Raw genomic sequence first — 13,440 nt, forward strand, 5'->3', positions numbered from 1 at the left:
TGCCAGCGGCGAGTGGGGGAGTAAGGTCCTTGCGGTGGCTGTGCGGCACGGCAAGGACGGGAATGGGTACGAGTAGTGCTTTGTAGAGGGCATGTTAGCAGGTGAAACTTGGAACGTGCCGATCAGGCTTTATGCTCGAGGCGATGGCGGTCATATTTAGAAAATAAGTCACCACTCAATGTGGTGGCTTTTTTGTATAGTTAGCGAGCCCCGGAGTTCAGTCCGTCTGGAGAACTTCAACGAATGGAGGTAGAGGGCGATTCTTGATATTTTCACAAGAAAAAAATGTAAAAACCGACTTGACCTTGGAGTCTGCTCCAATGTTATTGTGAACTCATGGAAAAACTTTATTCTATACAAGAAGCTTCACGGATGCTAGGGATCCCGAAAGATACGCTCCGCTATTATGACCGTCTCGGAATTGTCTCGCCGACCCGGGAAAACAATCGGTACCGCAGGTACTCGAAGAACGACCTCATCGATTTGATGAACATTCAAATTATGCAGTATGCGGACTTTTCTCTTGACGAAATCAAGGGGAAGTTTGGGTTTCACAGGATGGAGAAGGTAGACCCTGCTTACTGCCAGGAGGTTGCTGCGTTCCTCGTTGCCAAGAATGCCGAGACACGCAAAAAGATTGCGCATCTTCAGAAGGTCAGTCAGCTGCTCGACGTTGCCGCCGATACGTTAAGAGACTTCAATCCAGAAAAAGACCAGCGGCTGGCGGAGATCGTGCGCGAAATTTATCAGGGTATCCGTAAGAAGGAAACTCAAATTTTCGGGGAGGGATGTGATGGGCATCAAAGTTAGCAATTTTTATTACCTGATCGCAGGCATTTTTGCAGTACTGTTTGCCGCTACGCACGCATGGAACGGGCAATCCGCTGTTCTTCCGGAGCTCGAGGTAGGTGCGCTCACCATAGGGACACGGACGGTATTTATGTATGTTTGGCACATCATAACGGCGGAAAATCTGGTTTTCGGGGTCATGTTTATTTGGATGTCATTCCAAAGCGGTCGATCGAAGGTCCGGTTTGCCGCTTGGATGATCGTGTCGCTTCTGATCGTACGGCTGGTGGTCATTCTTGGTGTAACTGCATTTCAAGACGCTTCGTCCCTTACGGATACGTTAATTGACTCGGTTGCCATCGTCATTTATGTGGCCTTTATCATTTTGGGTATAAGGATGAAGCCTAAAAAAGCAGGGAGGTCAGAAGCTACATTTTGATAGGGAGTATTTAAGGTCATCAGTGGGAGTTATACTTGGTGGCAGAGAGCTAGGCGTCTGCATGTTGCATAGCTCATCAGGAAGCATGGATTTTATGTAGCGGATGACACTCTGATTGAGTGTCGGTTGTTCGGGCTTTTCCTTACCAACCCAAAAACCTCTCAAGCATGCATTAGGGTTAACCATGCAGCTCGGGAGGTTTTTGCGTAAAGATTTCTTTTGGTCCAGAGGTATTTGATGTTAATTACACGTATCGGATTTGCAAGCATCAGCGGAGAGGACGGAATCGTTCTGGAGAAGCGATCAGCGGTCGCCTTTGTCCCCGGATTTCCACCTTGGCATGTTACCGATCGGGAAATCTAGGGGCAACAGCGATCGGAAGAACGATCCGGCATCGGAGCGGTCATCGAAGCTCAACATTTACATGGTCTGCCCAATGAGCAGCTTCAAGGCTCAACGTATGCATTTACAAGATCTGCTCCTAAGAGCGGCTTAGAGGTACAGTGGTCAGCGGAGAGGACGGAATCGTTCTGGAGAAGCGGTCAGCGGTCGCCTTTGTCCCCGGATTTCCACCTTGGCATGTTACCGATCGGGAAATCTGGGGGCAACAGCGATCGGAAGAACGATCCGGCATCGGAGCGGTCATCGAAGCTCAACATTTACATGGTCTGCTCCAATGAGCGGCTTCAAGGCTCAACGTATGCCTTTAAAAGATCTGCTCTTAAGAGCAGCTAAAGGCAGTGTTCAGCGGAGAGGACGGAATCGTTCTGGAGAAGCGGTCAGCGTTCGCCTTTGTCCCCGGATTTCCACCTTGGCATGTTACCGATCAGGAAATCTGGGGGCAACAGCGATCGGAAGAACGATCCGGCATCGGAGCGGTCATCGAAGCTCAACATTTACATGATCTGCTCCAATGATCGGCTTAGAATCTCCCTCACACGAACCGCCGATGCAGCTTCTTGCCGTCGTAGGAGAACATTACCTTTTTGTCCTCGACGATGGTCTCGAGATGCACGGTGCGGCCCCACAGCTGATACACATAAGGCAGCGTGCGCTCCATGTACTTCAGGTCGAGCTCGATGCCCTCGTACATATGCTTGATCACCATCTCTCCGGTCCGCAGGTAATCGCCGTCCTCGACGACGAGGTAAGGGCTGCCGCCGTTGACTCGGGCGAAGACGAGCTGGTCGCGGATGTTCTCCCAGCTTTTGTCGGTAATTTTCCACTCGGGGCCCTTTTTCTCGAAGACGTACAGGTCCAGATCCTCGGTCAGCTGCTTCGTCATATAGTTGCGGATAAAGGAAATGTCCGAATCGAATTCGCGCACCTCGAAGATTTTCTCACGGCCCTGCCCGGGTTTGCGGCCGCCGAATTCGATTTCCTCCTTGGTCGGATGGTCCCAGCGGCGCTCGATGTCCTCGAAAATTTTCAGCCCTAAATAGTATGGATTCAGGCTGTGCCGGGACGGCTGCACGACCGAAGAGTTGAGCTTGGCGAATTCGATCGTCTCGTCGCTCGTCAGGTCCAGCTCGCGGATGATCCGCTGATGCCAGTACGAAGCCCAGCCTTCGTTCATGATTTTGGTCTCCATCTGCGGCCAGAAATAGAGCATTTCGTCGCGGAGCATGGTCATAATGTCGCGCTGCCAGTCCTCCAGCACTTCGGAAAATTCCTGGATGAACCAGACGATGTCCTTTTCCGGTTCAGGCGGGAATTTGCGGTTGGCCGCGCTTTCCTGGGCCTCCGGCTCCGGCTTGTGATCGAGGCTCCACAAGTCGTCGTATTCGCCGGGCTGGGTCTGGATTTTGCCGGACTCCTTCTGCGCCTTCAGCTTCATTTCCATGTAGCGCTGCTTATCCAGGTGCTGTGGCTTGATCAGCTGCGGATCAACATGCTCCTGGACGGCCAGTACGGCATCGATGAAACGCTCCACAACTTCGGTGCCGTGCTCGAGCTCGTATTGGCTGATCCGCTCCGCGGTGGCCGACATGCTCTCGACCATGTTGCGGTTGGTGGCGGAGAAGCGGTAGTTGTTTTTGAAAAAGTCGCAGTGCGCCAAGACGTGGGCCACGATGAGCTTGTTCTGGATCAGGGAGTTGCCGTCGAGCAGAAAGGCGTAGCACGGATTGGAGTTGATGACAAGCTCATAGATTTTGCTCAGGCCGAAATCGTATTGCATTTTCATTTTGTTGAACGTCTTGCCGAAGCTCCAGTGTGAAAAACGGGTAGGCATCCCGTAAGCACCGAAGGTGTAAATAATGTCCGCCGGACAAATTTCGTAGCGCATCGGATAATAATCCAGGCCGAAGCCGTCAGCGATCTCCATAATTTCACTAATGGCATATTCCAGCTGTTTGATCTCGTCGCTCATTCGTTCATTGCTCCTTCCTTCTGCGGAAGAATAAAATATGATATCGGGACTATATTTCAATATATTCAGCAGCACCTCAAGTATGAACTGACATGGCCGGCCGAAAGTCCGGATTCGGTCCCGGATCATGTTGTTGGCAAATCCCAGCAGCCCGGAAATTAATGCAGTCTTCATGTCGATTTATGTTAGAATATAAGAGCATGACTCTAAGGTTTCCTATTTACGAAAGCGTTTTATATTTTTGCGGGCGGTGACTGCGTTACCATGTGGAAGTACTTTGTGCAAGCTACCAACAACATGAGGATCCGGAGCAAATTGATCTTTTCCTACCTGTTCGTCGTCATGATCCCCGTGCTGATCGTGGGGGGCATCATTACCGCCTATTTCAGACAGGATGCACTAGACAATGCGATAGAGCAGACAGCCAACGATGTGGATAAAATCAAAAGCCAGCTGTCCACCATGCTGTCCGTGCCGATCTCGATTTCCAATAAGCTGTACTTGGACGATAACCTGAAGGACCTGGTCAATACAGATTACACGACTATTCTGCAAATGGTGCAGGCCTATTCGAAATACAACGATTTTGAAGAGCTTCCGCGGCTCTATAACGAAATCAGCAACGTCCGCTTCTACCATTACAACAGGACGATGATCAACAACACCCAGTTTATTAACGTTACCGCCAAAATTGAGGGAGAAGAATGGTTCCAAACGGCCATGAACAACCCGCGGATCGGCTGGTTCTTTATGGAAGGCAGCGACATCGGCACCGAAAAAAAGCTGAGCCTGGTGCGCCGGATCAAGTTCAAGGATTACCGGACCCCGGGAGTGCTGGTCATTACGCTCAACCAGAGCATGCTTAATTCGATCCTGAGCAAGGAAACGTTCAATACGCTTATTGCGGATGACAGCGGATACATTGTGGCCGCCAAAAATCCGCAGAACGTCGGCAAAACGCTGAAACAGCTGGATTTGAACATCGATATGCATCAAGGACAGGAACAGACGATCAGCCGGCGCGTCAACGGGGTGTCCTCCAATATTATCGTGGACAAGCTGACGCCGCAGACGAGCTTGAACGGCCTCAGCGTCGTATCGGTCTTTTCGACCCAGGGCATTGTCCAGGACGCCAAAAAGGTCGGATGGATCGGCATGGCGCTGGTGATCGGTGTGCTGATCCTGGCACTTACGCTGATATTCGTCGTATCCAAGCTGACGACCAACCGGCTTCTGCATTTGAGCAGACAGCTGAACAAGGTGGCCCGGGGGAACTTCGATACGATTTCCTTCCTGGACGGCAACGACGAAATCGGGCAGCTCTCCCGCCAGTTCAACTATATGGTCCGAAGCATCAACGATCTGCTGAACCAGGTGTATGAGAGCAATGAGAAGAACACCAAGCTTGAGGTTGCGCAAAAAGAAATCAAGCTCAAAATGATGGCCAGCCAGATCAATCCGCACTTTTTGTTCAATGCGCTGGAATCGATCCGGATGAAGGCTCATTTGAACGGGGAGAAGGAGATCGCCAACATCGTGCGGCTGCTGGGCAAGCTGATGCGCAAAAATCTCGAAATCGGCAGTGTGAAAAAAACGCTGAAAGAGGAAATGGAAATTGTCCGCGCGTATTTGGAAATCCAGAAATTCCGCTATGAGGACCGCTTGAACTACGAGCTGATCGTCGAGCCAGAGACCGAACGGGTGCTGCTACCGCCGCTGATTATTCAGCCGCTGGTGGAGAATGCGATTATCCATGGCCTGGAAGGCAAGGAAGTGGACGGGATGCTGCGCGTCCGCTGCTCGATGAAGGAAGACATGCTGCATGTTGAGGTTATCGATAACGGGGCCGGCATGTCGGAGGAACGCAGGCAATTTGTTCTAGCGACGCTGGATGCGGAAGAAGGGGAAGGCAACCGCATCGGCTTGCGGAACATCCATCAGCGAATTAAGCTGACGTATGGAGACGACTTCGGACTGCATATTACGAGTATCCCGGGACAGGGAACCAAGATGGAATTCATGATACCAACAGGGGGAGAAATGCATGTTTAACGTTTTGATTGTGGATGACGAACCGATGATCCGCGAAGGTCTCAAGACGATTATCGACTGGGAGAGCTTCGGGTTTACGGTGGTGGATACGGCGGCCAACGGCCGGGATGGGCTGGATAAAATCAAAGAGCTGAAGCCCGATCTGACCATCATCGATATCCGCATGCCGGGCATGACCGGTCTCGACGTCATTGAAGAGGCCCGGGCCGCCCTGATCTCGACGCATTTTCTAATTTTGAGCGGATATGCCGATTTTGATTATGCCAAGCGGGCGATCGGTTACGGCGTAAACGGATACCTGCTGAAGCCGCTGGATGAGGAGGAGCTCGGGGAGGAGCTGCAGCGGATCGGCGCGATTCTGACCCGGGAGAAACAATCGCATCGTTCCGCGGAAGAGGACCATGTCTTCCGCGAGCACCTGCTTGAATCCTTCCTGCTGCAGGAAGAAGCGCTTCGGGATCCGGCGACGGTCATGCAGCTGGGGCTGGACTGGCCGAGATATCAGATCGTCCTGCTCGAAATTCATGGATCGGCGGACGATGCACCTTTAGCCTCCTTAAGAAGAAAGCTGTCGGGCCATTTTGACGGAGCGGAGCGTGTCATTGTGTTTTCGGCGGGGCCGTATGCGGCTGTGCTGTGGGACCGGGGGATGTCCCGGGAAGACGATGCTGCCCGCTGTTACGCGGAATGGGGTGCGCTGCTGCCGGATAACAAGGGATGGTTTGCCGCCGCTGGGGGAGCGGTCACCGATATTTCGCTCATTGGACAATCGTATGCGGAGGCCGCCGAGCTGCTGCACCATCGTTTTCTGTTCCATGAAGAACGTTTGATGCTGCCCGGGGATTTGACCTTAATGGCAGAGTCATACCCGGAGAAGGCGCCGCTCGATCCAACGGGAGAAATCGAACTGTCGGATATGCTGTATTATGCGCTGGACATCCGGAGCATGGAAGCGGTCGGCCGCTTTTTTGACGAGCTGGAGGAGCGGGTTGTCGGTTTCGGGCAGGCCGAGCAGGCCGTGAAGTCGGCGGTGACCCATATTTTGACCATGGCCATCAACAAGCTGTCGGGACAGAACCAGGCATTGTATCCGCTGCTGCAGGATGCGCCGCTGTTCATTACGGAAGCGTTCCGCCAGCCGACATGGGAGCAGCTGAAAGCAGTAGCGGCCGCCCATTTGAGCAGTCTTATCGAGAGGATCGGCGGCGGGAGCAAGGATGCGGTGCTGAAGCAGATGATCGATTTTATTCACCGGAACTACAAGGAGAACCTGAAGCTGGAGCTTCTGGCCCAGGTGTTTAATTACAACAGCGCTTACCTGGGGAAAATGTTCAAAAACTATACGGGTGAGAACTTCAACGCGTTCCTGGACAACGTGCGGATTGAGCACGCGAAGGAGCTGTTATCCCAGGGACTTAAGGTGCATCAAGTGGCGGCCTGTGTCGGGTATGCAAACGTGGACTATTTTCACAGCAAATTCAAGAAATACGTCGGGGCATCCCCGTCGTCATTCCGGAAAAAGGAGCCTTCCGAGTAGTCTCTTGACTTTCATGATCCTGCGGGATGATTTTGGCTATACCGTCTTTCAAAAACGTTTTCGAGGCGAATTTCCCCCTGAAAATTAGATTTTTGGGGGGATTTTTGTGTAAAGTCATGTCAAATTTCGACTATGAAAGCGTTATATCTAATTTTTATATGATTTTAGGTGAAATCCGATGGGTATTTTTATAAGCGCTTCATTTAGTAAGATTGAGTTATCAATTAGAGGAGGGGTTATTGAATGGAAGCGCTCACACCTAACACCATTCCCCGCAGCGGTCAAGATACTGCTAAAGCACCAAAGCGTAAACGAAAGGGTGGCTTCTGGAGTACGGTGCTCCAGCAAAAATATTTATATTTAATGTCGCTCCCTTTTGTCATTTGGGTGTTCGTGTTCAGTTACCTGCCGCTTTGGGGCTGGACGATGGCCTTTCAAAACTACAAACCGGCAAGGTCATTCTCCGAGCAGAAATGGGTAGGATTTAAATATTTCCACGAGCTTTTCCAAGACGACCGGTTTTATCTGGTGCTGCGGAACACGCTGGCGATGAGCTTCATGGGCCTCATTCTGGGATTCGTGGTTCCGATCTTCTTCGCTATTCTCCTTAATGAGCTGCGGGGCATGTTCTTCAAGCGGTTCGTGCAGACGGTTTCTTACCTGCCGCACTTTGTATCCTGGGTCGTTGTGGCAGGCATTATTACGAAAATGCTTTCAATCGACGGCGGTGCGGTCAACCAGATTTTGATGGCGCTCCACCTCACGGACGAACCTATACAGTTCATGGCGAAGGGCAACTGGTTCTGGTACATTGTAACCGGTTCCGATGTCTGGAAGGAAACAGGCTGGAATACGATCATCTATTTGGCAGCAATCACAGGGATTGACCCGGAGCTGTACGAAGCATCCCGCGTCGACGGTGCGAGCCGCTGGAGACAGATGTGGCACATTACGCTGCCGGGCATCCGCTCGACGATCTCGGTACTCCTGATTATGTCGATTGGCCACTTGATCAGCATCGGCTTCGAGAAACAATTCCTGCTCGGCAACAACCTGGTGACGGATTACTCGGAGGTTCTCGATCTGTACGCACTGAATTACGGTCTGAATATGGGCAGGTTCTCATACGGTACCGCCATCGGCATATTCAACTCCGTAGTCAGCATCATCCTGTTGTTTACGGCTAACGGCATTTTCAAAAAGGTTACGAAAGAAAGCATTATGTAGGAGGCGAGAAATCGAGATGCCAAACAAAGCGTTTAATGCGACCCGATCCGATAAGATCTTCGATATATGCAACATCATCTTCATGACGATCGTGCTGATCGTTACGCTGTATCCGTTTCTGAACGTGCTCGCCATATCGCTGAACGATTCCATCGATACGGTGCGCGGAGGCATCACCATCTGGCCGCGTGCGTTCACATTTGAAAACTATAAGACGATATTTGCTTATGACACTTTGCTTCAAGGCTTGAAAATTTCCATTTTGCGTACGATCGTCGGTGCCGTTCTGGGGCTGCTCAGCGCATCAATGCTGGCGTATACGCTCAGCCGGCCTGATTTTCAGGCCCGGAAGTTCGTATCGACATTCCTGGCGATGACGATGTACTTCTCCGGCGGCCTGATCCCGGGATACATCCTAATGCGCGACCTGAACCTGATCGGCACGTTCTGGGTATATGTTCTGCCGGGTCTCGTCAGTGCATTCAACGTATTTATCGTCCGTTCCTTTATCGACGGCTTGCCTTATGCCCTTCAGGAATCGGCCAAGCTGGACGGAGCCAACGATTTTACGGTATACTGGCGCATTATCCTGCCGCTCTGTAAACCGGTTCTTGCGACGATCGCGCTGTTCCTTGCCGTAGGTCAGTGGAACTCCTGGTTCGATACGTACCTGTATAACGGCAGCAACGCCACCTGGACTACCCTGCAGTACGAGCTGATGAAGGTGCTGCAGAGCACCCAGCAGGGCGGCGGAGCGATCAACGCCAACGACATGGCCAAACAAATGGCCCAGATTTCGCCGGAATCGATCAAGATGGCCATTACCATCGTCGTGACCGTGCCGATCCTGATCGTCTATCCGTTCCTGCAGAAATATTTTGTGAGCGGCATGACGCTGGGCGCGGTCAAATCGTAAACAACGCTTTTTCAGAAGTTACATTCTTATATAGAGGTATCAGCAGGCTAGCCTGTTATACAAAATAGATAAAGAAAAAGATTAGACATCATGGGGAGGGTTTACGCAATGCCAAAGAAAGCGTTCAAGGTAACCGCGATTTCTCTGATCATCGCATCAATGCTAGCGGTTGCGGGCTGCGGCGGAGGCAAGGAGGATACCGCTGCCAAAGATACAGGCGATACGACATCGCCGATCACCTTCAGTTTTTTCGGTGCGGATGCGAGTCCAAACTGGAACAAAATGCAGGATGAAGTCGGCAAGGAAATCACTGCGAAGACAGGCGTTACGATCAATGCGGAGTTCGCTGTATCCGGCGGAGGGCAGGATAAGATTTCCCTGATGGCCGCAAGCGGCGACTATCCGGACCTTATTTTCGCTAAAGGTGACGTTAACAAGCTGGTGGATGCCGGCGCAATGCTCGACCTGACCGATCTGATTGACAAGTACGCGCCGAACCTGAAGAAGATATATGGCGACTACATGGACCGTCTGAAGTACAGCAACGATGACCAAGCCATCTATGTGCTGCCGACCAATGCGGCGGTGAACCAGCAGTATTTTGACGCCGGCGGCGGATTTGAAATCCAGAATGCCGTGCTGAAAGAGCTGGGCTATCCGGAAGTAAAAACCGTCAAGGATTTTGAGAACGTACTGAAGGCTTATAAAGAGAAGCATCCGACGATTGACGGCCAGCCAACCATTCCGTTGACGCTGGATGCGGATGACTGGAGAATCATGATCACCGTTACCAACCCGGCGTTCCTCGCAACAGGGGCACCGGACGACGGCGAATATTTTATCAATCCGCAAACCTATGAGGCTCAGCTGCACTACAAGCGTCCGGAGGAAAAAGAGTACTTCCGCTGGCTGAACCATATGTACAACGAAGGCCTGCTGGATAAGGAAACGTTTGTACAGAAGAGCGACCAGTACAAGTCCAAAATCTCGAGCGGACGCGTGCTTGGCCTGATCGACCAGGAGTGGGGTTATTCTGACGCGGAGAACGCGCTGAAAGCTGCAGGTAAGGACGAGAGAACTTACGCTCACCTGCCGGTAACCTTGTCGGAAGAATATAAGGATCACTCCTTCCAGGATACAGGCTTTACATCCGGTTGGGGCATCGGCATCACGAACAACTGTAAAGATCCGGTCCGGGCGATTAAATTCATGGATTGGCTCGCTTCCGACGAAGGGCAAGTATTGATCAACTGGGGCATCGAAGGCAAGCACTACAATGTCGAGGACGGCAAGCGCGTCATTCCTCAAGAAATTCAGGAAAAGAAAATCAACGACGCTTCCAACTTTACGAAAACATCGGGCATCGGCCTGTACACGATCTTCTCCGCCCACTATGGTGACGGTGTGAAAGATCCATCCGGCAACTACTATACGACGAACTTCCCGGATCAAATCGTAGCCAGCTACACACCAGCCGAGAAAGAAACGCTGAAAGCTTACGGCGCTAAGACCTGGAAAGACCTGTTCCCTTCGGAAAAGGATTTCCCTGTTAAGCCTTGGGGAGCAGCATACAACATTTCGGTTGAAGAAGGCTCCGATTACACGGTAACGTACCAGAAAACGCAGGACATTATCCGCAAGCGTATTCCGGAAGCCATCCTGACGACACCGGACAAATTCGACGCAGTCTATGACAACATGATCAAGGAACTGAATGCCGCCGGTGCGGAAAAAATGGAACAGCAATACACCGAGCTGGTGAAGGACCGTGTCGAGTTGTGGGGCGGAACGACCGAAGCGAAGTAATCCGAATTTTTAAAAAGTGGCAATAAGTTCATCAGGTAGGGCCTGCTCATAGCAGTAGGTCCTATTTGTGATGGATTTTTGTGACTTATTATCTTTTTGTACCTTATATAATATAATGCCTAAATTAACTGTATTGTCAGCAATATTGCGGTTTTTGGTGATCGTTAATGGGTCAAAAATTAATTTATGAAATATGTATTAAAATGACTTGACAGTCGTTTTTAAATCTTTTATGATTCAGATATGAAAGCACTTTCATTACACATTTTCCCTGCAGGCTGTTTTCGAAAACGTTTTAAACAAAGAGGTGGAGTCGAACAAGAAACCAGAGATGTGAAGTGAGGAAGTTTAGTTATTTGAGTTTTGTAAACGTATTCAATTCATCTGGGTTTCGGCACAACATGCGGCAGTGCCCAGCGTCCGTACGACGTTGATGCAATGCCGGCTCTTGAATGCAGCACGAAGTAATTCCATTAGTAATGAAGGGGGATATGATTCACATGAAGGGAAACACAAAGAAGAAGTTTGGAATGCTGCTCCTCGCCAGTGTGCTGCTCGTTTCCGCAGGCTGCAGCAGCTCAGGGGGCGACAGCAAATCCGCCGGTTCCGGCAGCTCGTCTTCCAATGCGGCGCAGGATGCGAAGGCTGACGATACGAGCCCGATCACGTTCTCGTTCTTTGGCGCTGACGCCAGCCCGAACTGGAACAAGATGCAGGATGAGATCGGTAAAGAAATTACGAAGAGAACTGGCGTGACCATCAATGCGGAGTATGCCGTATCCGGCGCAGGCACCGATAAAATATCCCTGATGGCTGCGAGCGGAGAATATCCTGATTTTATCTTTGCCAAAGGCGATGTCGACAAGCTGGTGGAAGCCGGCGCGATGATCGACCTGACCGATTTGATCGACAAGTACGGCCCGAACCTCAAGAAGGTATACGGCAAGTACATGAACCGTCTGCCGTACAGCAACGATGATAAAGCCATCTATGTGCTTCCGACGAACGGGGCGGTGGATCAGCAGTACTTTGACGCCGGCGGCGGATTTGAAATCCAGAATGCCGTTCTGAAAGAGCTTGGCTATCCGGAAGTAAAAACCGTTAAGGATTTTGAAAACGTTCTCCAGCAATATAAAGACAAACATCCGACGATCGACGGCAAGCCGACGATTCCGCTGACACTGGACGCGGATGACTGGAGAATCATGATCACCGTAACGAACCCGGCCTTCTTGACGACAGGCGCTCCGGATGACGGAGAATACTTCATTAACCCTGAAACCAACGAAGCTCAGCTGCACTACAAGCGTCCGGAAGAGAAAGAATACTTCCGCTGGCTGAATCATATGTACAATGTGGGTCTGCTGGATAAGGATACGTTCGTGCAAAAGAGTGACCAATATAAATCCAAGATCGCCAGCGGCCGCGTCCTGGGTCTGATTGACCAAGAGTGGGGCTATTCCGACGCCGAGAATGCGCTCAAGACCGCCGGCAAAGCGGAGCGCACTTATGCTCATTTCCCTGTAACGCTGTCGGATGAATACAAAGACCATTCCTTCCAGGATACCGGATTTGTAGCTGGTTGGGGCGTAGGCATTACTACGGCATGTAAGGATCCGGTCCGCTTGATCAAGTTCCTGGACTTTCTTGCATCCGACGAAGGCCAAGTGCTGCGCAACTGGGGTATCGAAGGCAAGCACTACAACATGGTGGACGGCAAGCGCGTTATTCCTGATGACGTGCAGGACAAGAAAGTCAACGATAACGCCAACTTTACGAAAACGTCCGGCATCGGTCTGTACACCACCTTCTCCGCTCACTACGGCGACGGCGTGAAAGATCCATCCGGCAACTACTACACGACGAACTTCCCGGATCAAATCGTAGCTTCCTATACGCAGCCGGAGAAAGATACCTTGAAAGCGTATGGCGCAACAACCTGGAAAGACCTGTTCCCGTCTGAAAAGGACTTCCCTGTCAAACCTTGGGGCGCAGCCTACAATATGGCTACTCCTCAGGACGGCAATTATAATGTTATCTACCAAAAAACGCAGGATATTATCCGCAAGCGGATTCCGGAAGCCATCTTGGCGAAGCCGGAACAGTTCGACAGCATTTATGACAATATGCTGAAAGAGCTGGATGCTGCAGGTGCTAAAGAAATCGAAAAACAATATACGGAACTGATCAAGGAAAGAGTCGAGCTCTGGAGCGGAAGCGCTCAATAAGCCGGCCTGATCAGAGGAACGAGGGTCCCGGGATGTATCCCGGGGCCCTTTTTTTGTTTTTTTTCAAAAAACCAT

General features: G+C 51.1%; 10 protein-coding genes. 9 read left to right on the forward strand and 1 reads right to left on the reverse strand.

The annotated features are described in order from the left end of the window. The first annotated feature begins 336 nt into the window (after positions 1-336). From C7820_RS17940 to C7820_RS33890, 3 genes are all read left to right on the forward strand, one after another. Positions 337-810: a MerR family transcriptional regulator gene (locus C7820_RS17940; RefSeq protein WP_116232196.1), complete on the forward strand. Its 474-nt coding sequence runs from the start codon at positions 337-339 to the stop codon at positions 808-810. Next, a complete protein-coding gene (locus C7820_RS17945; RefSeq protein ID WP_181909107.1) occupies positions 794-1,228 on the forward strand; it encodes a hypothetical protein in 435 nt (144 codons plus the stop codon). Before C7820_RS17940 ends, C7820_RS17945 begins: the two co-directional genes overlap by 17 nt. A 237-nt stretch (positions 1,229-1,465) precedes the next feature. Continuing rightward, positions 1,466-1,591 (forward strand): hypothetical protein, encoded by a 126-nt coding sequence (locus tag C7820_RS33890; RefSeq protein WP_258875298.1) that lies wholly within the window; start codon positions 1,466-1,468, stop codon positions 1,589-1,591. Between the two features lie 571 nt (positions 1,592-2,162). On the opposite strand, the gene C7820_RS17955 is transcribed toward C7820_RS33890, so the two are convergent. Further along, positions 2,163-3,599, reverse strand: coding sequence for a SpoVR family protein (locus C7820_RS17955; RefSeq protein WP_116232198.1), 1,437 nt, complete (start codon positions 3,597-3,599; stop codon positions 2,163-2,165). 264 nt (positions 3,600-3,863) lie between these two features. Between C7820_RS17955 and C7820_RS17960 the strand changes: the two genes are divergently transcribed. The 6 genes from C7820_RS17960 to C7820_RS17985 all read left to right on the forward strand — a co-directional run bounded on the left by C7820_RS17960 (position 3,864) and on the right by C7820_RS17985 (position 13,365). Continuing rightward, on the forward strand, positions 3,864-5,651 hold the full coding sequence (locus C7820_RS17960; protein ID WP_116232199.1) for a sensor histidine kinase: 1,788 nt from the start codon (positions 3,864-3,866) through the stop codon (positions 5,649-5,651). After that, positions 5,644-7,188, forward strand: coding sequence for a response regulator transcription factor (locus tag C7820_RS17965; RefSeq protein ID WP_116232200.1), 1,545 nt, complete (start codon positions 5,644-5,646; stop codon positions 7,186-7,188). Before C7820_RS17960 ends, C7820_RS17965 begins: the two co-directional genes overlap by 8 nt. A gap of 243 nt (positions 7,189-7,431) precedes the next feature. Beyond that, positions 7,432-8,415: an ABC transporter permease gene (locus tag C7820_RS17970; protein ID WP_116232201.1), complete on the forward strand. Its 984-nt coding sequence runs from the start codon at positions 7,432-7,434 to the stop codon at positions 8,413-8,415. A 16-nt stretch (positions 8,416-8,431) separates the two neighbouring features. Further along, positions 8,432-9,331: a carbohydrate ABC transporter permease gene (locus C7820_RS17975; protein WP_116232202.1), complete on the forward strand. Its 900-nt coding sequence runs from the start codon at positions 8,432-8,434 to the stop codon at positions 9,329-9,331. Positions 9,332-9,439: 108 nt separating this feature from the next. Continuing rightward, on the forward strand, positions 9,440-11,137 hold the full coding sequence (locus C7820_RS17980) for an ABC transporter substrate-binding protein (protein ID WP_116232203.1): 1,698 nt from the start codon (positions 9,440-9,442) through the stop codon (positions 11,135-11,137). Positions 11,138-11,637: 500 nt separating this feature from the next. Continuing rightward, on the forward strand, positions 11,638-13,365 hold the full coding sequence (locus C7820_RS17985; protein ID WP_116232204.1) for an ABC transporter substrate-binding protein: 1,728 nt from the start codon (positions 11,638-11,640) through the stop codon (positions 13,363-13,365). The last annotated feature ends 75 nt before the right edge of the window (positions 13,366-13,440 follow it).

This window comes from Paenibacillus sp. VMFN-D1, assembly GCF_003386155.1.
In the GTDB taxonomy this organism is placed as follows: Bacteria; Bacillota; Bacilli; order Paenibacillales; family Paenibacillaceae; genus Paenibacillus_AQ; species Paenibacillus_AQ favisporus.